Here is a 23803-nt window from a genome sequence, read left to right on the forward strand (position 1 = left end):
GCCGGGTGCGGCGGGTCGGCACGGTTTGGATTGGGTGGCGATCGCAAGCGCGGCGGAGCCGGGTGCGGCGGGTCGGCACGGTTTGGATTGGGTGGCGATCGCAAGCGCGGCGGAGCCGGGTGCGGCGGGTCGGCACGCATGGTGACTCAAGCATTGTTGCCTTCTGGGCTGGTGGCCAGTGCGGTGGTGGCGGCGTCCAGTGCAAACCTGGGCCCGGGCTTCGACAGTGTCGGTTTGGCGCTGAGTCTCTACGACGAGATCATCGTCGAGACAACAGATTCCGGCTTGACGGTGACTGTAGACGGCGAGGGCGGCGACCAGGTGCCGCTGGGCCCCGAGCACCTCGTGGTCCGCGCCGTGCAGCACGGGTTACAGGCAGCGGGGGTCAGCGCCGCCGGCCTGGCGGTGCGCTGCCGCAACGCCATCCCGCACTCCCGCGGCCTCGGCTCCTCCGCGGCAGCAGTTGTGGGCGGTCTTGCGGCCGTTAACGGTCTTGTCGTACAAACGGATTCGTCACCATCGAGCGATGCTGAGCTGATTCAGTTGGCTTCGGAGTTCGAGGGTCATCCCGACAACGCGGCGGCCGCGGTTTTGGGTGGTGCCGTGGTTTCGTGGACTGACCACAGTGGTGACCGGCCCAACTATTCGGCCGTATCACTGCGGCTTCATCCCGATATCCGCCTGTTCACTGCGATTCCCGAGCAGCGTTCGTCGACCGCGGAAACGCGGGTGCTATTGCCCGCGCAGGTTAGTCACGACGACGCACGGTTCAATGTCAGTCGCGCGGCGCTGCTGGTGGTTGCGCTCACCGAACGGCCCGATCTGCTGATGGCGGCCACCGAAGATCTGCTTCATCAGCCGCAACGTGCCGCGGCAATGACAGCCTCCGCGGAATATCTTCGGCTGTTGCGGCGTCATAACGTGGCAGCAGCACTGTCCGGGGCAGGTCCTTCGTTGATCGCCCTGAGTACAGATTCAGAGTTGCCGACCGACGCCGTGGAGTTCGGAGCCGCAAAGGGATTTGCCGTTACCGAGCTGACTGTTGGCGAGGCGGTTCGCTGGAGCCCGACAGTAAGAGTTCCCGGTTAATCCGCAAGGTTGCGGGGGTTTGCTTGCTTCCGGCCAGGAAGCGGGCTATCCTCGGAGCCGTCCAGCAATCGCAGCATCTGCATACGTACTGCCTTGCCGCTAGGACAGCCACCAATTCTTCTTGTGGACGAGGTTCGCCGTATTCGCCGCTGATGGCGATCACCGTTGCAAAGTCGATGATTGGCGCACTCGGCGATTTGGCTGACTGCAACAAAACCCCGTATGACGTGATCAGCGGGGGAAGGAAAGGAAATCCGTGACCGATACGGACCTCATTACGGCTGGCGAAAGTACCGACGGCAAGCCGTCGGATGCCGCTGCCACAGATCCCCCAGACCTCAACGCCGACGAGCCGGCCGGCTCGCTGGCCACCATGGTGCTGCCCGAACTGCGTGCGCTGGCTAATCGAGCCGGCGTGAAGGGAACATCGGGTATGCGGAAGAACGAACTGATCGCTGCGATTGAGGAGATCAGGCGACAGGCCAACGGCGCCCCAGCCGTTGACCGGTCGGCTCAAGAGCACGACAAGGGCGACCGGCCGCCCAGTTCCGAGGCACCGGCCACCCAGGGGGAACAGACCCCGACCGAACAGATCGATTCCCAAAGCCAACAGGTCCGCCCGGAGCGGCGCAGCGCCACCCGTGAAGCGGGACCCTCCGGCTCCGGTGAGCGTGCGGGCACAGCCGCAGACGACACCGACAACCGCCAAGGCGGTCAACAGGACGCCAAGACCGAGGAGCGTGGCACCGACGCGGGTGGCGACCAAGGGGGTGACCAGCAGGCTTCGGGCGGTCAGCAGGCGCGCGGCGACGAGGACGGAGAAGCGCGTCAGGGCCGGCGCGGACGCCGGTTCCGCGATCGGCGGCGCCGCGGTGAACGATCCGGCGACGGCGCCGAGGCTGAACTGCGTGAGGACGACGTCGTCCAGCCGGTAGCCGGCATACTCGACGTCCTGGACAACTACGCGTTTGTGCGCACCTCCGGCTACCTACCCGGTCCGCACGACGTGTATGTGTCGATGAACATGGTGCGCAAGAACGGCATGCGCCGTGGTGATGCGGTGACCGGTGCGGTGCGGGTGCCCAAGGAAGGGGAGCAACCCAACCAGCGGCAGAAGTTCAACCCGCTGGTCCGCCTGGACAGCATCAACGGCGGATCGGTCGAAGACGCCAAGAAGCGGCCCGAGTTCGGCAAACTGACGCCGTTGTACCCCAACCAGCGGCTTCGTCTGGAAACCAGTACCGAGCGGCTGACCACCCGGGTCATCGACCTCATCATGCCGATCGGCAAGGGTCAACGCGCGTTGATTGTGTCGCCGCCCAAAGCGGGCAAGACAACGATCCTGCAGGACATCGCCAACGCGATCACCAGGAACAACCCGGAATGCCACCTCATGGTCGTGCTCGTCGACGAGCGGCCTGAGGAGGTCACCGATATGCAGCGCTCGGTCAAAGGCGAGGTCATCGCTTCAACTTTCGACCGGCCGCCGTCGGACCACACGTCGGTCGCCGAGCTGGCGATCGAACGCGCCAAGCGGCTGGTGGAGCAAGGCAAGGACGTCGTGGTGCTGCTCGATTCAATCACCCGGCTAGGCCGCGCTTACAACAACGCGTCGCCGGCGTCGGGCCGGATCCTGTCCGGTGGTGTCGATTCCACGGCGTTGTACCCGCCCAAGCGCTTCCTGGGGGCCGCGCGCAACATCGAAGAGGGCGGGTCGCTGACCATCATCGCCACTGCGATGGTCGAGACCGGGTCCACTGGTGACACGGTCATTTTCGAGGAGTTCAAGGGCACCGGCAACGCCGAGCTCAAGCTGGACCGCAAGATCGCCGAGCGGCGGGTTTTCCCTGCGGTCGACGTGAACCCTTCTGGAACCCGCAAGGACGAGCTACTGCTGTCGCCCGACGAGTTCGCTATTGTGCACAAGCTGCGCCGCGTGCTATCGGGCCTGGATTCCCACCAGGCCATCGACCTGCTGATGTCGCAGCTGCGTAAGACGAAGAACAACTACGAATTCCTTGTTCAGGTGTCCAAGACCACGCCAGGGTCCATGGACAGCGACTGATCCGGCGAGACGGCTCGCCGGGAATGTCCGCACGCATCTCGGTGTTTGGGGTGATAGCGGTTGACCTGGCATAATCGATGCTCAACGAGTTGGAACCGGACCAGGTTCTCGGCACGCCACGACGGGCGGCCACCGATCACAGAGGGCAGCATGAAATCTGACATTCATCCGGCATATGAGGAGACCACCGTGGTCTGCGGATGCGGCAATACCTTCCAGACGCGTAGCACCAAGCCGGGAGGTCGTATTGTGGTTGAGGTTTGTTCGCAGTGTCATCCGTTCTACACCGGCAAGCAGAAGATCCTCGACAGCGGCGGCCGGGTGGCTCGCTTCGAGAAGCGGTACGGCAAGCGCAAGGTCGGAGCTGACAAGGCGGTTTCAACCGGCAAATAGCTGGCTTACCGACGCCCGAACTGTGCACCAGCGGTACAGGACGGGCGTCGGTTCGCGTTAGGGTCCGCGCTCGCGGGAAGAAGGTTGACATGACGCAGCCAGTGCAGACGATTGACGTGTTGCTCGCCGAACACGCCGAGCTCGAGCTTGCGCTGGCAGATCCCGCGCTGCACAGCAATCCGGCCGAGGCGCGCAGAGTCGGGCGCCGGTTTGCCCGATTGGCCCCGATCGTCGCAACCCACCGCAAGCTGACGTCCGCGCGCGACGACCTCGAGACCGCGCGCGAGCTGGTGGCTTCCGACGAGTCGTTCGCCGCCGAGGTTGCCGCATTGGAGGCTCGGGTGGGCGAACTGGATGCCCAACTCACTGACATGTTGGCACCGCGTGACCCGCACGATGCCGATGACATTGTGCTGGAAGTCAAATCCGGCGAGGGGGGCGAAGAATCCGCGTTGTTCGCCGCCGATTTGGCCAGGATGTATATCCGCTACGCCGAGCGGCACGGCTGGGCGGTGACGGTGTTGGACGAGACCACCTCGGATCTGGGTGGGTACAAGGACGCGACGTTGGCGATTGCCAGCAAAGCCGACACCCCCGACGGGGTGTGGTCGCGCATGAAGTTCGAGGGCGGGGTGCACCGCGTACAACGGGTCCCAGTGACGGAATCCCAAGGCCGCGTGCATACTTCGGCGGCGGGTGTGCTGGTCTATCCGGAGCCCGAGGAAGTCGGCCAAGTGCAGATCGACGAGTCGGATCTGCGTATCGACGTTTTCCGGTCGTCCGGCAAGGGCGGGCAGGGAGTGAATACCACCGACTCCGCGGTGCGTATCACCCATCTGCCCACTGGAATCGTCGTCACCTGTCAGAACGAACGGTCGCAGCTGCAGAACAAGACGCGTGCGTTGCAGGTGCTGGCCGCTCGGTTGCAGGCAATGGCCGAGGAGCAGGCGCTGGCCGACGCGTCGGCCGACCGGGCTAGCCAAATCCGCACTGTGGACCGTAGTGAACGCATTCGCACCTACAACTTCCCGGAGAACCGGATCACCGACCACCGGATCGGTTACAAGTCACACAATCTCGATCAGGTGCTGGATGGCGATCTTGACGCGTTGTTCGACGCTCTGTCCGCCGCGGACAAGCAATCCCGGTTGCGACAATCATGACCTCCGCGCCGGCGACGATGCGGTGGGGGAACCTCCCGCTTGCGGGGGAGAGCGGCACAATGACCCTGCGTCAGGCGATCGACTTGGCTGCTGCGCTATTGGCCGAAGCGGGGGTCGACTCGGCGCGTTGCGACGCTGAGCAGTTGGCCGCTCACCTAGCGGGCACAGACCGCGGTAGGCTACCCCTGTTCGAGCCGCCCGGCGACGAGTTCTTCGGGCGCTATCGCGACATCGTCACCGCTCGTGCGCGGCGGGTGCCGTTGCAGCATCTCATCGGGACTGTGTCGTTTGGGCCCGTGGTGCTGCATGTCGGCCCGGGTGTGTTTGTACCGCGTCCGGAGACCGAAGCCATTTTGGCCTGGGCCACCGCGCAGTCGCTGCCGGCGCGGCCGCTGATTGTCGACGCATGCACGGGATCTGGCGCGTTGGCGGTCGCATTGGCCCAGCACCGGGCCAACCTTGGACTAAAGGCCCGCATCATCGGCATTGACGACTCCGACTGCGCCCTTGACTATGCCCGCCGCAATGCGGCGGGTACCCCGGTAGAGTTGGTGCGTGCCGACGTCACCACGCCCTGCCTGCTCCCCGAACTCGACGGACAAGTCGACCTGATGGTTTCCAACCCGCCCTACATCCCTGATGCTGCTGTTTTGGAACCTGAAGTAGCGCAACATGACCCGCATCACGCGTTGTTCGGCGGTCCCGACGGGATGACGGTGATATCCGCGGTCGTCGGGCTTGCTGGGCGCTGGCTGCGTCCCGGTGGCCTGTTCGCCGTCGAACACGACGACACCACGTCGTCGTCAACTGTCGATTTGGTCAGCAGCACAAAACTTTTCGTGGACGTACAAGCCCGGAAAGATCTGGCCGGACGGCCGAGGTTTGTGACGGCGATGAGGTGGGGGCACCTCCCGCTTGCAGGGGAGAACGGCGCCATTGACCCGCGCCAGCGACGATGCAGAGCGAAGCGATGAGGAGAAGCGGCGCCATTGACTGAGACGTTCGACTGCGCCGACCCCGAGCAGCGTTCGCGTGGAATCGTCTCTGCGGTAGGGGCAATCAAGGCGGGCCAACTGGTGGTGATGCCTACGGACACGGTGTATGGGATCGGCGCCGACGCCTTCGACAGCTCCGCGGTGGCCGCGTTGCTGTCGGCAAAGGGGCGGGGTCGCGATATGCCGGTAGGTGTGCTGGTCGGCTCTTGGCACACGATCGAGGGGCTGGTCTACTCTATGCCCGACGGTGCCCGCGAACTGATTCGCGCATTCTGGCCCGGCGCGCTCAGCCTGGTGGTCGTGCAAGCGCCGTCGCTGCAATGGGATCTTGGCGATGCCCATGGCACCGTGATGCTGCGAATGCCGCTGCACCCGGTCGCCATCGAGTTGTTGCGTGAGGTGGGTCCGATGGCGGTATCCAGCGCCAACATCTCGGGCCACCCACCCCCGGTCGACGCCGAACAGGCACGCTCTCAACTCGGCGACCACGTCGCGGTCTATCTCGACGCGGGTCCATCCGAACAGCAGGCCGGCTCCACGATCGTCGATCTGACCGGAGCCACCCCACGCGTCCTGCGGCAGGGGCCGGTCAGCACCGAGCGGATCGCCGAGGTACTTGGTGTGGACGCGGCCAGCTTGTTCGGCTAGCCGCCGAACGTGCACGCACTGCGAAGATTCGGCCAATTGTTCGCAGCTGTTGCACGTTCGGCGAGTGTTCAGCTCTCAGGTTGGTGCAGTACGGTCTCGAGGTGTCCAGCGATGTGGCCGGCGTTGCCGGTGGCTTGCTCGCCCTGTCCTATCGCGGCGCCGGTGTCCCGCTGCGTGAGCTTGCGCTGGTCGGGCTGACCGCGGCGATCATCACCTATTTTGCGACCGGTCCGGTGCGGATGCTGGCCAGTCGCCTGGGAGCCGTCGCCTACCCGCGGGAGCGAGATGTGCACGTCACGCCTACCCCTCGGATGGGTGGGTTGGCGATGTTCCTGGGCATTGTCGGCGCCGTCTTTCTTGCCTCCCAGCTTCCGGCACTCACCCGGGGGTTCGTCTATTCCACCGGCATGCCCGCGGTGCTGGTGGCCGGTGCGGTGATCATGGGCATCGGCCTGATCGATGATCGTTGGGGTCTGGATGCACTGACGAAGTTCGCCGGCCAGATCACGGCGGCGAGCGTTCTGGTCACCATGGGTGTCGCCTGGAGTGTCCTGTACATCCCGGTGGGTGGTGTGGGCACCATCGTCTTGGACCAGGCTTCCTCGATCCTGCTTACCCTGGCGCTGACCGTTTCGATCGTCAACGCGATGAACTTTGTCGACGGTCTCGACGGGCTGGCCGCCGGCCTGGGCCTGATAACGGCGCTGGCAATCTGCATGTTCTCGGTGGGTTTGCTTCGTGACCACGGTGGTGACGTTTTGTACTACCCGCCGGCGGTGATTTCGGTGGTCCTGGCCGGGGCCTGCCTGGGCTTTCTGCCACACAACTTCCACCGGGCCAAGATCTTCATGGGCGATTCCGGGTCGATGCTGATCGGCCTGATGCTGGCCGCCGCTTCCACCACCGCGGCCGGGCCGATCTCGCAGAACGCCTACGGCGCTCGTGATGTATTTGCTTTGCTGTCGCCGTTCCTGCTGGTGGTGGCGGTCATGTTTGTGCCAATGCTCGACCTGCTGCTAGCGATCGTCCGTCGCACCCGCGCCGGCCGCAGCGCGTTTAGCCCGGACAAAATGCACCTGCATCACCGGCTGCTGCAGATCGGTCATTCCCATCGGCGCGTGGTCCTGATCATCTACCTGTGGGTGGGCATCGTTGCCTTCGGCGCCGCGAGCTCGATCTTCTTTAACCCGCGCGACACCGCGGCGGTGATGCTGGGCGCGATCGTGGTCGCCGGCGTCGCGACACTGATCCCCCTGTTGCGCCGCGGCGACGACTACTACGACCCGGACCTGGACTAGCCCGGAGCCGAGAACTACGACAAGGAGTAGTAGTGGTGTCTACCTTGTGGTACGGTGCGGCTAGAACCCCGAAGGAGACCTCGCGGGTTGCCGGCCCCCGGCCCATCGGATGCGTATCCGGTCGCGCCGATTCACGACCGACATAGGGAGCTACCCCTTGGGTGATTCCGGTGCGACGACTGCGATACGCTCGGCGGGCCACCGATCAGTCGATCGGGTGGTTTCCGCTCCATCAGCCCGGAATTGAGGTGCCGCAGTGACGACACCAGCGCAGGACGCGCCGTTGGTGTTTCCCTCTGTTGCTTTCCGTCCGGTTCGCCTTTTTTTCATCAACGTTGGACTGGCCGCAGTGGCGATGTTGGTCGCCGGCGTGTTCGGTCACCTGACGGTCGGGATGTTCTTGGGTCTCGGGTTGCTGCTGGGTTTGCTCAATGCCCTGCTGGTGCGGCGTTCGGCCGAGTCGATCACCGCCAAAGAGCACCCGTTAAAACGGTCGATGGCCCTCAACTCGGCATCGCGACTGGCGATTATCACCATCCTCGGGCTGATCATCGCCTACATTTTCCGGCCCGCTGGATTGGGCGTCGTGTTCGGGCTGGCATTCTTCCAGGTGCTGCTGGTGGCAACGACGGCCCTGCCGGTCCTGAAGAAGCTGCGCACTGCGACCGAGGAACCGGTCGCAACTTATTCTTCCAATGGCCAGTCCCGGGGATCGGAAGGAAGGAGCGCCAGCGATGACTGAGACCATCCTGGCCGCCCAAATCGAGGTCGGCGAGCACCACACGGCCACCTGGCTCGGTATGACGGTCAACACCGACACCGTGTTGTCGACGGCGATCGCCGGGTTGATCGTGATCGCGTTGGCGTTCTACCTGCGCGCCAAAGTGACTTCGACGGATGTGCCAGGCGGGGTGCAGTTGTTTTTTGAGGCGATCACCATTCAGATGCGCAATCAGGTCGAAAGCGCCATCGGGATGCGGATCGCACCCTTCGTGCTGCCGCTGGCGGTGACCATCTTCGTGTTCATCCTGATCTCCAACTGGCTGGCAGTCCTCCCGGTGCAGTACACCGATAAACACGGGCACACCACCGAGTTGCTCAAATCGGCAGCAGCGGACATCAATTACGTGCTGGCGCTGGCGCTTTTCGTGTTCGTCTGCTACCACACGGCCGGTATTTGGCGGCGCGGTATTGTCGGACACCCGATCAAGTTGCTGAAAGGGCACGTGACGCTCCTCGCGCCGATCAACCTTGTCGAAGAAGTCGCCAAGCCAATCTCGTTGTCGCTCCGACTTTTCGGCAACATTTTCGCCGGCGGCATTCTGGTCGCACTGATCGCGCTCTTTCCCCCCTACATCATGTGGGCGCCCAATGCGATCTGGAAAGCATTTGACCTGTTCGTCGGCGCAATCCAGGCCTTCATTTTTGCGCTGCTGACAATTTTGTACTTCAGCCAAGCGATGGAGCTCGAAGAGGAACACCACTAGTACCGGATGCTGGTAACGGCTACCAGAGCCATCAAGGAGGATAAGGAAATGGACCCCACTATCGCTGCCGGCGCCCTCATCGGCGGTGGACTGATCATGGCCGGTGGCGCCATCGGCGCCGGTATCGGTGACGGTGTCGCCGGTAACGCGCTTATCTCCGGTGTCGCCCGGCAACCCGAGGCGCAAGGGCGGCTGTTCACACCGTTCTTCATCACCGTCGGTTTGGTTGAGGCGGCATACTTCATCAACCTGGCGTTTATGGCGCTGTTCGTCTTCGCTACACCCGTCAAGTAATTCGACGGCAAATGGTTGCAATAGGTAGCAATGGGTGAAGTGAGCGCGATTGTCCTGGCCGCCAGTCAGGCGGCAGAGGAAGGCGGCGAGTCCAGCAACTTCCTCATTCCCAACGGCACGTTTTTCGTTGTGCTGGCCATCTTCCTGGTGGTGCTCGCTGTCATTGGCACTTTCGTGGTGCCGCCGATCTTGAAGGTCTTGCGGGAACGTGACGCTATGGTCGCCAAAACGCTGGCCGACAACAAGAAGTCGGACGAGCAGTTCGCCGCCGCACAGGCCGATTACGACGAAGCCATGACGGAAGCCCGAGTCCAGGCGTCGTCCTTGCGCGACAATGCCCGGGCAGATGGCCGTAAAGTCATCGAGGACGCACGCGTCCGGGCCGAACAACAGGTGGCATCGACGTTGCAGACCGCCCATGAGCAATTGAAGCGGGAGAGGGACGCCGTGGAACTCGATCTGCGTGCCCACGTGGGCACCATGTCGGCGACTCTGGCCAGTCGAATTCTCGGTGTTGACCTCACCGCTTCAGCCGCGACGAGGTAACCACGAATGTCGACGTTTATCGGACAGCTGTTCGGGTTCGCGGTCATCGTTTATCTGGTGTGGCGATTTATCGTGCCGCTCGTAGGGCGTTTGATGTCCGCACGGCAGGACACGGTGCGCCAACAGCTGGCGGATGCGGCGGCGGCCGCCGACCGGCTGGCGGAGGCGAGTCAAGCTCACACGAAGGCGCTGGAAGACGCCAAGTCGGAAGCGCACCGTGTTGTGGAAGAGGCCAGGACAGATGCCGAACGCATCGCAGAACAACTAGAGGCCCAGGCCGACGTCGAGGCGGAGCGCATCAAAATGCAGGGTGCCCGTCAGGTCGACCTCATCCGGGCACAGCTGACCCGTCAGCTTCGCCTCGAGCTCGGTCACGAATCGGTGCGCCAGGCAAGGGAATTGGTACGCAATCACGTGGCCGATCAGGCACAACAATCGGCCACCGTCGACCGCTTCCTGGATCAGCTCGATGCGATGGCGCCGGCTACGGCCGATGTCGATTACCCACTGCTGGCCAAGATGCGCTCAGCCAGCCGGAGGGCATTAACCAGCCTGGTGGATTGGTTCGGCACCATGGCCCAGGACCTCGACCATCAAGGTCTGACCACCCTCGCCGGCGAGCTGGTGTCGGTAGCAAGACTGCTGGACCGCGAGGCCGTCGTCACCCGCTATCTCACCGTGCCAGCCGAAGATGCGACGCCCAGGATCCGGCTGATCGAACGGCTGGTGTCCGGCAAGGTCGGCGCGCCAACGCTCGAGGTGTTGCGCACAGCCGTATCGAAGCGCTGGTCGGCCAATTCCGATTTGATCGATGCGATCGAACACGTGTCGCGGCAGGCGCTGTTAGAACTCGCCGAACGTGCGGGTCAGGTCGACGAGGTGGAAGACCAGTTATTCCGGTTTTCCCGCATTCTCGACGTGCAGCCCCGGCTTGCCATCCTGTTGGGTGACTGTGCCGTTCCGGCCGAAGGCCGAGTCCGGTTGCTGCGCAAGGTGCTTGAGCGTGCCGACAGTACCGTCAACCCGGTCGTGGTCGCGCTGTTGTCTCACACCGTCGAGCTGCTGCGGGGTCAGGCAGTTGAGGAAGCGGTGCTGTTCCTGGCCGAAGTTGCGGTGGCTCGCCGCGGCGAAATCGTCGCGCAGGTCGGCGCGGCGGCCGAGCTCAGCGATGCTCAGCGCACTCGCCTCACCGAAGTGCTGAGCCGTATCTACGGTCACCCCGTGACCGTGCAGCTGCATATCGACGCCGCGCTGCTGGGCGGATTGTCCATCGCGGTCGGTGACGAAGTGATCGACGGTACGCTCTCGTCTCGTCTAGCTGCGGCCGAGGCACGACTGCCCGACTGAACCCGAACTAGTCAGCACAAACCGAAGTAGGAAGACGAAAAGCTATGGCTGAGTTGACAATCCCCGCTGATGACATCCAGAGCGCAATCGAAGAGTACGTAAGCTCTTTCACCGCCGACACCAGTAGAGAGGAAGTCGGTACCGTCGTCGATGCCGGGGACGGCATCGCACACGTCGAGGGTTTGCCATCGGTGATGACCCAAGAGCTGCTCGAATTCCCGGGCGGAATCCTCGGCGTCGCCCTCAACCTCGACGAGCACAGCGTCGGCGCGGTGATCCTCGGTGACTTCGAGAACATCGAAGAAGGTCAGCAGGTCAAGCGCACCGGCGAAGTCTTATCGGTTCCGGTTGGCGACGGGTTTTTGGGGCGGGTGGTTAACCCGCTCGGCCAGCCGATCGACGGGCGCGGAGACGTCGACTCCGATACTCGGCGCGCGCTGGAGCTCCAGGCGCCCTCGGTGGTGCACCGGCAAGGCGTGAAGGAGCCGTTGCAGACCGGGATCAAGGCGATTGACGCGATGACCCCGATCGGCCGCGGCCAGCGCCAGCTGATCATCGGCGACCGCAAGACCGGTAAAACCGCCGTCTGCGTCGACACCATCCTCAACCAGCGGCAGAACTGGGAGTCCGGTGATCCCAACAAGCAGGTGCGCTGTGTATACGTGGCCATCGGGCAGAAGGGAACTACCATCGCCGCGGTACGCCGCACACTGGAAGAGGGCGGTGCGATGGACTACACCACCATCGTCGCGGCCGCGGCGTCGGAGTCCGCCGGTTTCAAATGGCTTGCGCCGTACACCGGTTCGGCGATTGCCCAGCACTGGATGTACGAGGGCAAGCATGTGCTGATCATCTTCGACGACCTGACTAAGCAGGCCGAGGCATACCGGGCGATCTCGCTGCTGCTGCGCCGTCCGCCCGGCCGTGAGGCCTACCCCGGCGATGTGTTCTATCTGCATTCGCGGCTTTTGGAGCGCTGCGCCAAACTGTCCGACGATCTCGGTGGCGGCTCGCTAACGGGTCTGCCGATCATCGAGACCAAGGCCAACGACATCTCGGCCTACATCCCGACCAACGTCATCTCGATCACCGACGGGCAATGTTTCCTGGAAACCGACCTGTTCAACCAGGGCGTCCGGCCGGCCATCAACGTCGGTGTGTCGGTGTCCCGAGTCGGCGGCGCGGCGCAGATCAAGGCTATGAAAGAGGTCGCCGGAAGCCTCCGCTTGGACCTTTCGCAATACCGCGAGCTAGAAGCTTTCGCCGCTTTCGCTTCTGATTTGGACGCCGCATCGAAGGCGCAGTTGGAGCGCGGCGCCCGGCTGGTCGAGCTGCTCAAGCAGCCGCAATCCCAGCCCATGCCCGTTGAGGAGCAAGTGGTTTCGATCTTCCTGGGCACCGGCGGTCACCTGGACTCGGTGCCCGTCGAGGACGTCCGGCGGTTCGAAACCGAATTACTGGACCACATGCGGGCCTCCGAAGAAGAGATTTTGACTGAGATCCGGGACAGCCAAAAGCTCACCGAGGAGGCCGCCGACAAGCTCACCGAGGTCATCAAGAACTTCAAGAAGGGCTTCGCGGCCACCGGTGGCGGCTCTGTGGTGCCCGACGAACATGTCGAGGCCCTCGACGAGGATAAGCTCGCCAAGGAAGCCGTGAAGGTCAAAAAGCCGGCGCCGAAGAAGAAGAAATAGCTAACCATGGCTGCCACACTTCGCGAACTACGCGGGCGGATCCGCTCGGCAGGGTCGATCAAAAAGATCACCAAGGCCCAGGAGCTGATTGCGACATCGCGCATCGCCAGGGCGCAGGCTCGGCTCGAGTCCGCTCGGCCCTACGCTTTTGAGATCACCCGGATGCTTACCACCCTGGCCGCTGAAGCCGCACTGGACCATCCGTTGCTCGTCGAGCGCCCGGAGCCGAAACGAGCCGGCGTGCTGGTGGTGTCGTCCGATCGTGGTTTGTGCGGCGCATACAACGCCAATATTTTCCGTCGCTCCGAGGAGCTGTTCTCCCTGCTGAGGGAGGCCGGAAAGCAGCCGGTGCTGTATGTGGTGGGCCGTAAGGCGCAGAACTACTACAGTTTTCGGAACTGGAACATCACCGAGTCGTGGATGGGTTTCTCCGAGCAACCCACGTACGAGAACGCCGCCGAGATCGCTTCGACCTTAGTGGATGCGTTCCTGCTCGGCACCGACAACGGCGAGGATCAACGGTCCGACAGCGGCGAGGGCGTCGACGAACTGCACATCGTTTACACCGAGTTCAAGTCGATGCTGTCGCAATCGGCGGAGGCTCACCGGATCGCCCCCATGGTGGTGGAGTACGTCGAGGAAGACATCGGACCGCGCACGCTGTACTCGTTCGAGCCCGACGCGACGATGCTGTTCGAGTCATTGTTGCCGCGCTACCTGACTACCCGGGTGTACGCGGCGCTGCTGGAGTCCGCGGCGTCGGAGCTTGCCTCGCGGCAACGTGCGATGAAGTCGGCCACCGACAACGCCGATGACCTCATCAAGGCCCTGACGCTGATGGCAAACCGCGAGCGGCAGGCCCAGATCACCCAGGAGATTAGTGAAATCGTCGGTGGCGCAAATGCGCTCGCCGAAGCCCGCTAGGCCCAAGCTAGGTTAGCCCCACGAGGAAGCGAAGAAGATATGACTACCACTGCCGAAAAGACCGACCGGCCGGGAAAGCCGGGAAGCTCCGACACCAGCGGCCGCGTGGTACGGGTCACTGGGCCCGTCGTCGACGTCGAGTTTCCTCGCGGTTCCATCCCCGAGCTGTTCAATGCACTGCACGCTGAGATCACCTTCGAGTCGCTGGCGAAAACCCTCACCTTGGAGGTGGCGCAGCACCTCGGCGACAACCTGGTGCGCACCATCTCGCTGCAGCCGACCGACGGCTTGGTGCGCGGCGTCGAGGTGATCGACACCGGGAGGTCGATCTCGGTGCCGGTCGGTGAGGGTGTGAAGGGCCACGTCTTCAATGCGCTGGGAGATTGCCTGGACGAGCCGGGATATGGCGAAAAATTCGAACACTGGTCGATTCACCGCAAGCCGCCGGCGTTCGAGGAGCTGGAGCCTCGGACCGAGATGCTCGAGACCGGTCTGAAGGTGGTCGACCTGCTGACTCCGTATGTTCGTGGCGGCAAGATCGCACTGTTCGGCGGTGCCGGGGTGGGCAAGACGGTGCTGATTCAGGAGATGATCAACCGCATCGCCCGTAACTTCGGTGGTACGTCGGTGTTCGCCGGAGTGGGCGAGCGCACCCGCGAGGGCAACGATCTGTGGGTCGAGCTTGCCGAAGCCAACGTGCTCAAGGACACCGCGCTGGTATTCGGACAGATGGACGAGCCGCCGGGCACCCGTATGCGTGTTGCGCTGTCTGCGCTGACGATGGCGGAGTGGTTCCGTGACGAGCAGGGTCAAGACGTATTGCTGTTCATCGACAACATCTTCCGGTTCACCCAGGCTGGGTCGGAAGTGTCGACGCTTCTCGGCCGGATGCCGTCGGCCGTGGGATACCAGCCCACGCTGGCCGACGAGATGGGCGAGCTGCAGGAGCGCATCACCTCGACGCGGGGACGCTCGATCACGTCGATGCAAGCCGTCTACGTGCCCGCCGACGACTACACCGACCCAGCGCCGGCGACCACGTTCGCCCACCTGGACGCCACGACCGAGCTATCCCGTGCGGTGTTCTCCAAGGGCATCTTCCCCGCCGTGGACCCGCTGGCGTCCAGCTCGACCATCCTGGACCCCAGCGTTGTCGGGGATGAGCACTACCGCGTGGCCCAGGAAGTCATCCGGATCCTGCAGCGTTACAAGGACCTTCAGGACATTATCGCGATCCTCGGTATCGACGAGTTGTCGGAGGAGGACAAGCAGCTGGTGAACCGCGCCCGGCGTATCGAGCGGTTCCTATCGCAGAACATGATGGCAGCCGAACAGTTCACCGGCCAGCCGGGTTCGACCGTCCCGGTGAAGGAGACCATTGAAGCGTTCGACCGCTTGTGCAAGGGCGATTTCGATCACGTACCCGAACAGGCCTTCTTCTTGATCGGTGGCCTTGATGACCTGGCCAAGAAAGCCGAGAGTCTCGGCGCCAAGCTGTGACGGGAGTTGTGGCATGGCCGAATTGAACGTTGAGATCGTCGCCGTCGACCGGAACATCTGGTCGGGTACGGCGAAGTTTCTGTTCACCCGCACCACCGTCGGTGAGATCGGCATCCTGCCCCGCCACATTCCGTTGGTGGCCCAATTGGTCGATGACGCCATGGTGCGGGTCGAGCGGGAGGGAGAAAAGGACCTGCGGATCGCGGTCGACGGCGGGTTCCTGTCGGTGACCGAGGAGGGCGTCAGCATTCTCGCCGAATCTGCCGAGTTCGAGTCGGAGATCGACGAGGCCGCCGCCAAGCAGGATTCCGAATCCGACGATCCCCGCATCGCTGCCAGGGGCCGCGCCAGATTGCGCGCCGTCGGCGCGATCGACTAACCCGCCGATGAGCGCGCCCATGATCGGCATGGTCGTGCTCGTCGTTGTCCTGGGGTTGGCCGTTCTCGCACTGAGTTATCGTCTGTGGAAGCTGCGCCAGGGGGGAACGGCTGGGATCATGCGGGACATCCCTGCGGTTGGAGGTCACGGCTGGCGCCACGGCGTAATCCGCTATCGCGGCGGCGAAGCCGCGTTCTACCGGCTTTCTAGTCTGCGCTTGTGGCCGGATCGCCGGCTCAGTAGACGGGGTGTGGAGATCATTTCCCGGCGCGCGCCCCGTGGCGACGAATTCGACATCATGACCGACGAGATTGTCGTTGTGGAACTGTGCGACAGCACCCAGGACCGAAGGGTAGGTTACGAGATCGCGCTCGACAGGGGCGCGTTGACCGCATTTCTGTCGTGGTTGGAGTCCCGGCCGTCGCCGCGCGCGCGCCGCCGTAGTATGTGACGCACTGGTCAGCAGACGCAAAAGCCCCCAAAAACCGTGGGTATTGGGGGCTTTCGCGTCTGCTCGCACGCGGAAGGTGCCGCTAGCTCGCCGTCCTATCACCACCGGGCCGCCACAGCACGTCACCGTCGGGATTGGCTACCCGCGACAGGATGAACAGCAGATCCGACAGCCGGTTCAGGTATTTCGCCGGCAGTACGCTGACGCCTTCCGGGTGAGCGTCGACCGCGGCCCACGCGGATCGCTCGGCCCGGCGAACGACGGTGCGAGCGACGTGCAACAGCGCCGACAGCGGTGAACCACCAGGTAGTACAAAGGATTTTAGTGCAGGCAGGCCCGCGTTGTATGCGTCGCACCACCCTTCGAGCCGATCGATATAGGACTGTGCGATTCGCAGCGGAGGGTGCTTCGGGTTTTCCACTATCGGAGTCGACAGATCCGCACCGGCATCGAACAAGTCGTTCTGGATCTGCCGCAGCACATCCGTGATTTGAGTGTCCGGGTGGCCCAGCGCCAGGGCGGCCCCGATCGCGGCGTTGGCCTCGTCGCAATCCGCGTATGCCACCAGTCGGGCGTCGGTTTTGGCGACACGGGACATATCGCTCAATCCCGTCGTTCCGTCATCGCCGGTTCGGGTATAGATGCGGGTCAGGTGGACTGCCATGAGCAAACGGTACTCGCTGACTGGCTTGGCTCACTGACAAGGCAAAACCCCTTTACTACACTGACCGGGTGGCCGAGCGTTTCGTCGTGACTGGGGGCAACCGGTTATCAGGCGAAGTGGCCGTCGGCGGCGCCAAGAACAGCGTGCTCAAGCTCATGGCTGCGACGTTGTTGGCCGAGGGCACCAGCACGATCACCAACTGTCCCGACATCCTCGATGTGCCGCTGATGGCGGAGGTACTGCGTGGTCTGGGCGCCACCGTCGAACTCGACGGTGACGTGGCCCGGATCACCGCACCTGACGAGCCGAAGTACGATGCCGACTTCGCTGCGGTGCGGCAATTCCGCGCCTCGGTCTGTGTGCTGGGACCGCTGGTCGGGCGGTGCAAACGGGCCAGGGTCGCGCTGCCGGGCGGTGACGCGATCGGGTCGCGTCCGTTGGATATGCACCAGGCGGGCCTACGGCAATTGGGTGCCCACTGCAACATCGAGCACGGCTGCGTGGTAGCCCGAGCGGAAACGTTGCGCGGTGCGGAGATTCAGTTGGAGTTCCCCTCGGTGGGAGCCACCGAGAACATCTTGATGGCCGCCGTGGTGGCCGAGGGAGTCACCACTATTCACAATGCGGCTCGAGAACCCGACGTCGTCGACTTGTGCACGATGTTGAACCAGATGGGCGCACAGGTCGAAGGTGCGGGTTCGCCGACAATGACCATCACCGGTGTCCCGCGGCTGCATCCAACCGAGCACCGGGTGATCGGAGACCGTATCGTTGCCGCCACATGGGGCATCGCTGCCGCAATGACCCGTGGTGATATATCAGTGGCGGGCGTAGACCCGGCGCATCTGCAGCTGGTGCTGCACAAATTGCACGACGCGGGCGCAACCGTCACCCAGACTGACGCCAGCTTCCGGGTGACCCAGTACGAGCGTCCGAAGGCTGTCAACGTTGCGACCTTGCCGTTCCCCGGGTTTCCCACGGATCTGCAGCCGATGGCTATCGCTTTGGCGTCGATCGCCGACGGCACATCGATGATCACGGAGAACGTGTTCGAGGCGCGGTTCCGCTTCGTTGAAGAGATGATCCGGCTCGGTGCAGACGCTCGGACCGACGGGCACCACGCCGTGGTGCGGGGCCTCCCGCAGCTGTCGAGCGCTCCGGTGTGGTGTTCGGACATCCGTGCCGGGGCCGGCTTGGTGCTGGCGGGGCTCGTTGCCGACGGCGACACCGAGGTCCACGATGTATTCCACATCGATCGCGGATATCCGTTGTTCGTGGAGAACCTGGTGAGTCTCGGTGCCGAGATCGAACGGGTATGCTGTTAGGCGACGGTCACCTATGGATATCTATGGATGACCGAACCTGGTCTTGACTCCATTGCCGGATTTGTATTAGACTGGCAGGGTTGCCCCGAAGCGGGCGGAAACAAGCAAGCGTGTTGTTTGAGAACTCAATAGTGTGTTTGGTGGTTTCACATTTTTGTTGTTATTTTTGGCCATGCTCTTGATGCCCCGTTGTCGGGGGCGTGGCCGTTTGTTTTGTCAGGATATTTCTAAATACCTTTGGCTCCCTTTTCCAAAGGGAGTGTTTGGGTTTTTGGTTGGAGAGTTTGATCCTGGCTCAGGACGAACGCTGGCGGCGTGCTTAACACATGCAAGTCGAACGGAAAGGTCTCTTCGGAGATACTCGAGTGGCGAACGGGTGAGTAACACGTGGGTGATCTGCCCTGCACTTCGGGATAAGCCTGGGAAACTGGGTCTAATACCGGATAGGACCACGGGATGCATGTCTTGTGGTGGAAAGCGCTTTAGCGGTGTGGGATGAGCCCGCGGCCTATCAGCTTGTTGGTGGGGTGACGGCCTACCAAGGCGACGACGGGTAGCCGGCCTGAGAGGGTGTCCGGCCACACTGGGACTGAGATACGGCCCAGACTCCTACGGGAGGCAGCAGTGGGGAATATTGCACAATGGGCGCAAGCCTGATGCAGCGACGCCGCGTGGGGGATGACGGCCTTCGGGTTGTAAACCTCTTTCACCATCGACGAAGGTCCGGGTTCTCTCGGATTGACGGTAGGTGGAGAAGAAGCACCGGCCAACTACGTGCCAGCAGCCGCGGTAATACGTAGGGTGCGAGCGTTGTCCGGAATTACTGGGCGTAAAGAGCTCGTAGGTGGTTTGTCGCGTTGTTCGTGAAATCTCACGGCTTAACTGTGAGCGTGCGGGCGATACGGGCAGACTAGAGTACTGCAGGGGAGACTGGAATTCCTGGTGTAGCGGTGGAATGCGCAGATATCAGGAGGAACACCGGTGGCGAAGGCGGGTCTCTGGGCAGTAACTGACGCTGAGGAGCGAAAGCGTGGGGAGCGAACAGGATTAGATACCCTGGTAGTCCACGCCGTAAACGGTGGGTACTAGGTGTGGGTTTCCTTCCTTGGGATCCGTGCCGTAGCTAACGCATTAAGTACCCCGCCTGGGGAGTACGGCCGCAAGGCTAAAACTCAAAGGAATTGACGGGGGCCCGCACAAGCGGCGGAGCATGTGGATTAATTCGATGCAACGCGAAGAACCTTACCTGGGTTTGACATGCACAGGACGCGTCTAGAGATAGGCGTTCCCTTGTGGCCTGTGTGCAGGTGGTGCATGGCTGTCGTCAGCTCGTGTCGTGAGATGTTGGGTTAAGTCCCGCAACGAGCGCAACCCTTGTCTCATGTTGCCAGCACGTAATGGTGGGGACTCGTGAGAGACTGCCGGGGTCAACTCGGAGGAAGGTGGGGATGACGTCAAGTCATCATGCCCCTTATGTCCAGGGCTTCACACATGCTACAATGGCCGGTACAAAGGGCTGCGATGCCGCGAGGTTAAGCGAATCCTTAAAAGCCGGTCTCAGTTCGGATCGGGGTCTGCAACTCGACCCCGTGAAGTCGGAGTCGCTAGTAATCGCAGATCAGCAACGCTGCGGTGAATACGTTCCCGGGCCTTGTACACACCGCCCGTCACGTCATGAAAGTCGGTAACACCCGAAGCCAGTGGCCTAACCCTCGGGAGGGAGCTGTCGAAGGTGGGATCGGCGATTGGGACGAAGTCGTAACAAGGTAGCCGTACCGGAAGGTGCGGCTGGATCACCTCCTTTCTAAGGAGCACCACGAAAACGCCCCAACTGGTGGGGCGTAGGCCGTGAGGGGTTCTTGTCTGTAGTGGGCGAGAGCCGGGTGCATGACAACAAAGTTGGCCACCAACACACTGTTGGGTCCTGAGGCAACACTCGGACTTGTTCCAGGTGTTGTCCCACCGCCTTGGTGGTGGGGTGTGGTGTTTGAGAACTGGATAGTGGTTGCGAGCATCAATGGATACGCTGCCGGCTAGCGGTGGCGTGTTCTTTGTGCAATATTCTTTGGTTTTTGTTGTGTATGTAAGTGTCTAAGGGCGCATGGTGGATGCCTTGGCATCGAGAGCCGATGAAGGACGTGGGAGGCTGCGATATGCCTCGGGGAGCTGTCAACCGAGCGTGGATCCGAGGATTTCCGAATGGGGAAACCCAGCACGAGTGATGTCGTGCTACCCGCATCTGAATATATAGGGTGCGGGAGGGAACGCGGGGAAGTGAAACATCTCAGTACCCGTAGGAGGAGAAAACAATTGTGATTCCGCAAGTAGTGGCGAGCGAACGCGGAACAGGCTAAACCGCACGCATGGGTAACCGGGTAGGGGTTGTGTGTGCGGGGTTGTGGGAGGATATGTCTCAGCGCTACCCGGCTGAGAGGCAGTCAGAAAGTGTCGTGGTTAGCGGAAGTGGCCTGGGATGGTCTGCCGTAGACGGTGAGAGCCCGGTACGCGAAAACCCGGCACCTGCCTAGTATCAATTCCCGAGTAGCAGCGGGCCCGTGGAATCCGCTGTGAATCCGCCGGGACCACCCGGTAAGCCTAAATACTCCTCGATGACCGATAGCGGATTAGTACCGTGAGGGAATGGTGAAAAGTACCCCGGGAGGGGAGTGAAAGAGTACCTGAAACCGTGTGCCTACAATCCGTCAGAGCCTCCTTTTCCTCTCCGGAGGAGGGTGGTGATGGCGTGCCTTTTGAAGAATGAGCCTGCGAGTCAGGGACATGTCGCAAGGTTAACCCGTGTGGGGTAGCCGCAGCGAAAGCGAGTCTGAATAGGGCGATCCACACGCGCATACGCGCGTGTGGATAGTGGCGTGTTCTGGACCCGAAGCGGAGTGATCTACCCATGGCCAGGGTGAAGCGCGGGTAAGACCGCGTGGAGGCCCGAACCCACTTAGGTTGAAGACTGAGGGGATGAGCTGTGGGTAGGGGTGAAAGGCCAATCAAACTCCGTGATAGCTGGTTCTCCCCGAAATGCATTTAGGTGCAGCGTTGCGTGGTTCACCGCGGAGGTAGAGCTACTGGATGGCCGATGGGCCCTACTAGGTTACTGACGTCAGCCAAACTCCGAATGCCGTGGTGTAAAGCGTGGCAGTGAGACGGCGGGGGATAAGCTCCGTACGTCGAAAGGGAAACAGCCCAGATCGCCGGCTAAGGCCCCCAAGCGTGTGCTAAGTGGGAAAGGATGTGCAGTCGCAAAGACAACCAGGAGGTTGGCTTAGAAGCAGCCACCCTTGAAAGAGTGCGTAATAGCTCACTGGTCAAGTGATTGTGCGCCGATAATGTAGCGGGGCTCAAGCACACCGCCGAAGCCGCGGCACATCCACCTTGTGGTGGGTGTGGGTAGGGGAGCGTCCCTCATTCAGCGAAGCCACCGGGTGACCGGTGGTGGAGGGTGGGGGAGTGAGAATGCAGGCATGAGTAGCGACAAGGCAAGTGAGAACCTTGCCCGCCGAAAGACCAAGGGTTCCTGGGCCAGGCCAGTCCGCCCAGGGTGAGTCGGGACCTAAGGCGAGGCCGACAGGCGTAGTCGATGGACAACGGGTTGATATTCCCGTACCCGTGTGTGGGCGCCCGTGACGAATCAGCGGTACTAACCACCCAAAACCGGATCGATCACTCCCCTTCGGGGGCGTGGAGTTCTGGGGCTGCGTGGGAACTTCGCTGGTAGTAGTCAAGCGAAGGGGTGACGCAGGAAGGTAGCCGTACCAGTCAGTGGTAACACTGGGGCAAGCCGGTAGGGAGAGCGATAGGCAAATCCGTCGCTCACTAATCCTGAGAGGTGACGCATAGCCGGTTGAGGCGAATTCGGTGATCCTCTGCTGCCAAGAAAAGCCTCTAGCGAGCACACACACGGCCCGTACCCCAAACCGACACAGGTGGTCAGGTAGAGCATACCAAGGCGTACGAGATAACTATGGTTAAGGAACTCGGCAAAATGCCCCCGTAACTTCGGGAGAAGGGGGACCGGAATATCGTGAACACCCTTGCGGTGGGAGCGGGATCCGGTCGCAGAAACCAGTGAGGAGCGACTGTTTACTAAAAACACAGGTCCGTGCGAAGTCGCAAGACGATGTATACGGACTGACGCCTGCCCGGTGCTGGAAGGTTAAGAGGACCCGTTAACCCGCAAGGGTGAAGCGGAGAATTTAAGCCCCAGTAAACGGCGGTGGTAACTATAACCATCCTAAGGTAGCGAAATTCCTTGTCGGGTAAGTTCCGACCTGCACGAATGGCGTAACGACTTCTCAACTGTCTCAACCATAGACTCGGCGAAATTGCACTACGAGTAAAGATGCTCGTTACGCGCGGCAGGACGAAAAGACCCCGGGACCTTCACTACAACTTGGTATTGATGTTCGGTACGGTTTGTGTAGGATAGGTGGGAGACTGTGAAACCTCGACGCCAGTTGGGGCGGAGTCGTTGTTGAAATACCACTCTGATCGTATTGGGCATCTAACCTCGAACCCTGAATCGGGTTTAGGGACAGTGCCTGGCGGGTAGTTTAACTGGGGCGGTTGCCTCCTAAAATGTAACGGAGGCGCCCAAAGGTTCCCTCAACCTGGACGGCAATCAGGTGGCGAGTGTAAATGCACAAGGGAGCTTGACTGCGAGACTTACAAGTCAAGCAGGGACGAAAGTCGGGATTAGTGATCCGGCACCCCCGAGTGGAAGGGGTGTCGCTCAACGGATAAAAGGTACCCCGGGGATAACAGGCTGATCTTCCCCAAGAGTCCATATCGACGGGATGGTTTGGCACCTCGATGTCGGCTCGTCGCATCCTGGGGCTGGAGCAGGTCCCAAGGGTTGGGCTGTTCGCCCATTAAAGCGGCACGCGAGCTGGGTTTAGAACGTCGTGAGACAGTTCGGTCTCTATCCGCCGCGCGCGTCAGAAACTTGAGGAAACCTGTCCCTAGTACGAGAGGACCGGGACGGACGAACCTCTGGTGCACCAGTTGTCCCGCCAGGGGCACCGCTGGATAGCCACGTTCGGTCAGGATAACCGCTGAAAGCATCTAAGCGGGAAACCTTCTCCAAGATCAGGTTTCTCACCCACTTGGTGGGATAAGGCCCCCCGCAGAACACGGGTTCAATAGGTCAGACCTGGAAGCTCAGTAATGGGTGTAGGGAACTGGTGCTAACCGGCCGAAAACTTACAACACCCTCCCTTTTGGAAAAGGGAGGCAAAAACAAACTCGCAACCACATCCGTTCACGGCGCTAGCCGTGCGTCCACACCCCCCCACCAGAACAAATTTGCATAGAGTTACGGCGGCCACAGCGGCAGGGAAACGCCCGGTCCCATTCCGAACCCGGAAGCTAAGCCTGCCAGCGCCGATGATACTGCCCCTCCGGGTGGAAAAGTAGGACACCGCCGAACATACACAAAAACACCCCCGGTAACGGGGGTGTTTTTGTGTATGTTTATATCGACTCAGCCGCTCGCGAGCGGGCGAATTATGGCTTCGATTTTCGCAATGACGA

The 23803-nt window shown here is 62.1% G+C and carries 19 protein-coding genes and 3 rRNA genes; 21 read left to right on the forward strand and 1 reads right to left on the reverse strand.

Annotation, left to right across the window (positions count from 1 at the left end; translation table 11 throughout):
* The first annotated feature begins 138 nt into the window (after nt 1–138).
* The 17 genes from thrB to MCAN_RS06985 all read left to right on the forward strand — a co-directional run bounded on the left by thrB (nt 139) and on the right by MCAN_RS06985 (nt 16273).
* Complete coding sequence (thrB, locus tag MCAN_RS06900) at nt 139–1089, forward strand: homoserine kinase (RefSeq protein WP_003406654.1); 951 nt, start codon at nt 139–141, stop codon at nt 1087–1089.
* 256 nt (nt 1090–1345) lie between these two features.
* The gene (gene rho, locus MCAN_RS06910) at nt 1346–3154 is read left to right on the forward strand and encodes a transcription termination factor Rho (protein WP_003898814.1); all 1809 of its coding nucleotides are present in this window, start codon (nt 1346–1348) and stop codon (nt 3152–3154) included.
* A 150-nt stretch (nt 3155–3304) separates the two neighbouring features.
* Nucleotides 3305–3547, forward strand: a complete 243-nt coding sequence (gene rpmE / locus MCAN_RS06915) for a 50S ribosomal protein L31 (RefSeq protein ID WP_003406668.1) — start codon at nt 3305–3307, stop codon at nt 3545–3547.
* Between the two features lie 89 nt (nt 3548–3636).
* Nucleotides 3637–4710 (forward strand): peptide chain release factor 1, encoded by a 1074-nt coding sequence (gene prfA, locus MCAN_RS06920; protein WP_003406670.1) that lies wholly within the window; start codon nt 3637–3639, stop codon nt 4708–4710.
* Nucleotides 4711–4769: 59 nt separating this feature from the next.
* A complete protein-coding gene (prmC, locus tag MCAN_RS06925) occupies nt 4770–5684 on the forward strand; it encodes a peptide chain release factor N(5)-glutamine methyltransferase (RefSeq protein ID WP_003917449.1) in 915 nt (304 codons plus the stop codon).
* A gap of 15 nt (nt 5685–5699) precedes the next feature.
* Nucleotides 5700–6353 carry an L-threonylcarbamoyladenylate synthase gene (locus MCAN_RS06930; protein WP_003406678.1) on the forward strand — a complete coding sequence of 218 codons (654 nt, stop codon included), beginning with the start codon at nt 5700–5702 and terminating at the stop codon, nt 6351–6353.
* A gap of 83 nt (nt 6354–6436) precedes the next feature.
* Entirely contained in the window at nt 6437–7651 is a 1215-nt protein-coding gene (rfe, locus tag MCAN_RS06935) for a UDP-N-acetylglucosamine--decaprenyl-phosphate N-acetylglucosaminephosphotransferase (RefSeq protein ID WP_003898816.1), read from the forward strand.
* Nucleotides 7652–7907: 256 nt separating this feature from the next.
* The gene (locus MCAN_RS06940; RefSeq protein WP_014000703.1) at nt 7908–8393 is read left to right on the forward strand and encodes an ATP synthase subunit I; all 486 of its coding nucleotides are present in this window, start codon (nt 7908–7910) and stop codon (nt 8391–8393) included.
* The gene (gene atpB / locus MCAN_RS06945) at nt 8386–9138 is read left to right on the forward strand and encodes a F0F1 ATP synthase subunit A (protein WP_003406681.1); all 753 of its coding nucleotides are present in this window, start codon (nt 8386–8388) and stop codon (nt 9136–9138) included. The genes MCAN_RS06940 and atpB overlap by 8 nt, the downstream gene beginning before the upstream one ends.
* Before the next feature lie 48 nt (nt 9139–9186).
* Nucleotides 9187–9432 carry a F0F1 ATP synthase subunit C gene (locus tag MCAN_RS06950; protein ID WP_003406686.1) on the forward strand — a complete coding sequence of 82 codons (246 nt, stop codon included), beginning with the start codon at nt 9187–9189 and terminating at the stop codon, nt 9430–9432.
* A 30-nt stretch (nt 9433–9462) separates the two neighbouring features.
* Nucleotides 9463–9978, forward strand: coding sequence for a F0F1 ATP synthase subunit B (locus MCAN_RS06955; RefSeq protein WP_003898818.1), 516 nt, complete (start codon nt 9463–9465; stop codon nt 9976–9978).
* 6 nt (nt 9979–9984) lie between these two features.
* Nucleotides 9985–11325 (forward strand): F0F1 ATP synthase subunit B/delta, encoded by a 1341-nt coding sequence (locus MCAN_RS06960; RefSeq protein ID WP_003406697.1) that lies wholly within the window; start codon nt 9985–9987, stop codon nt 11323–11325.
* Between the two features lie 44 nt (nt 11326–11369).
* The gene (atpA, locus tag MCAN_RS06965; RefSeq protein ID WP_014000704.1) at nt 11370–13019 is read left to right on the forward strand and encodes a F0F1 ATP synthase subunit alpha; all 1650 of its coding nucleotides are present in this window, start codon (nt 11370–11372) and stop codon (nt 13017–13019) included.
* A gap of 6 nt (nt 13020–13025) precedes the next feature.
* The gene (locus tag MCAN_RS06970; RefSeq protein WP_003898819.1) at nt 13026–13943 is read left to right on the forward strand and encodes a F0F1 ATP synthase subunit gamma; all 918 of its coding nucleotides are present in this window, start codon (nt 13026–13028) and stop codon (nt 13941–13943) included.
* A gap of 39 nt (nt 13944–13982) precedes the next feature.
* Nucleotides 13983–15443, forward strand: coding sequence for a F0F1 ATP synthase subunit beta (atpD, locus tag MCAN_RS06975; protein ID WP_003406701.1), 1461 nt, complete (start codon nt 13983–13985; stop codon nt 15441–15443).
* A gap of 13 nt (nt 15444–15456) precedes the next feature.
* Nucleotides 15457–15822 (forward strand): F0F1 ATP synthase subunit epsilon, encoded by a 366-nt coding sequence (locus MCAN_RS06980; RefSeq protein WP_003406708.1) that lies wholly within the window; start codon nt 15457–15459, stop codon nt 15820–15822.
* A gap of 7 nt (nt 15823–15829) precedes the next feature.
* Nucleotides 15830–16273: a DUF2550 domain-containing protein gene (locus MCAN_RS06985; protein ID WP_003406722.1), complete on the forward strand. Its 444-nt coding sequence runs from the start codon at nt 15830–15832 to the stop codon at nt 16271–16273.
* 82 nt (nt 16274–16355) lie between these two features.
* Here MCAN_RS06985 and MCAN_RS06990 read toward each other — a convergent pair whose 3' ends face one another.
* Nucleotides 16356–16937: a cob(I)yrinic acid a,c-diamide adenosyltransferase gene (locus MCAN_RS06990; protein ID WP_003406839.1), complete on the reverse strand. Its 582-nt coding sequence runs from the start codon at nt 16935–16937 to the stop codon at nt 16356–16358.
* Between the two features lie 68 nt (nt 16938–17005).
* Between MCAN_RS06990 and murA the strand changes: the two genes are divergently transcribed.
* The 4 genes from murA (at nt 17006) to rrf (ending at nt 23699) form a co-directional block, all read left to right on the forward strand.
* The gene (gene murA, locus MCAN_RS06995) at nt 17006–18262 is read left to right on the forward strand and encodes a UDP-N-acetylglucosamine 1-carboxyvinyltransferase (protein WP_003406845.1); all 1257 of its coding nucleotides are present in this window, start codon (nt 17006–17008) and stop codon (nt 18260–18262) included.
* Nucleotides 18263–18534: 272 nt separating this feature from the next.
* Nucleotides 18535–20066: ribosomal RNA gene (locus tag MCAN_RS07000) — 16S ribosomal RNA — on the forward strand.
* Between the two features lie 277 nt (nt 20067–20343).
* Nucleotides 20344–23481, forward strand: a 23S ribosomal RNA gene (locus MCAN_RS07005).
* Nucleotides 23482–23586: 105 nt separating this feature from the next.
* Nucleotides 23587–23699, forward strand: a 5S ribosomal RNA gene (gene rrf / locus MCAN_RS07010).
* Together the 16S, 23S and 5S rRNA genes form the textbook arrangement of a ribosomal RNA operon.
* Nucleotides 23700–23803 lie beyond the last annotated feature (104 nt).

The sequence above is a fragment of the Mycobacterium canetti CIPT 140010059 genome (assembly GCF_000253375.1).
GTDB classification, from domain to species: domain Bacteria; phylum Actinomycetota; class Actinomycetes; order Mycobacteriales; family Mycobacteriaceae; genus Mycobacterium; species Mycobacterium tuberculosis.

Coding starts and splice junctions, on each gene's coding strand:
- MCAN_RS06980 (WP_003406708.1), top strand. CDS start 15,457: ATGGCCGAATTGAACGTTGAGATCGTCGCCGTCGACCGGAACATCTGG.
- atpD (WP_003406701.1), top strand. CDS start 13,983: ATGACTACCACTGCCGAAAAGACCGACCGGCCGGGAAAGCCGGGAAGC.
- MCAN_RS06990 (WP_003406839.1), bottom strand. CDS start 16,937: ATGGCAGTCCACCTGACCCGCATCTATACCCGAACCGGCGATGACGGA.
- MCAN_RS06950 (WP_003406686.1), top strand. CDS start 9,187: ATGGACCCCACTATCGCTGCCGGCGCCCTCATCGGCGGTGGACTGATC.
- rpmE (WP_003406668.1), top strand. CDS start 3,305: ATGAAATCTGACATTCATCCGGCATATGAGGAGACCACCGTGGTCTGC.
- MCAN_RS06955 (WP_003898818.1), top strand. CDS start 9,463: ATGGGTGAAGTGAGCGCGATTGTCCTGGCCGCCAGTCAGGCGGCAGAG.
- MCAN_RS06960 (WP_003406697.1), top strand. CDS start 9,985: ATGTCGACGTTTATCGGACAGCTGTTCGGGTTCGCGGTCATCGTTTAT.
- prmC (WP_003917449.1), top strand. CDS start 4,770: ATGACCCTGCGTCAGGCGATCGACTTGGCTGCTGCGCTATTGGCCGAA.
- prfA (WP_003406670.1), top strand. CDS start 3,637: ATGACGCAGCCAGTGCAGACGATTGACGTGTTGCTCGCCGAACACGCC.
- MCAN_RS06985 (WP_003406722.1), top strand. CDS start 15,830: ATGAGCGCGCCCATGATCGGCATGGTCGTGCTCGTCGTTGTCCTGGGG.
- atpA (WP_014000704.1), top strand. CDS start 11,370: ATGGCTGAGTTGACAATCCCCGCTGATGACATCCAGAGCGCAATCGAA.
- thrB (WP_003406654.1), top strand. CDS start 139: ATGGTGACTCAAGCATTGTTGCCTTCTGGGCTGGTGGCCAGTGCGGTG.
- atpB (WP_003406681.1), top strand. CDS start 8,386: ATGACTGAGACCATCCTGGCCGCCCAAATCGAGGTCGGCGAGCACCAC.
- MCAN_RS06970 (WP_003898819.1), top strand. CDS start 13,026: ATGGCTGCCACACTTCGCGAACTACGCGGGCGGATCCGCTCGGCAGGG.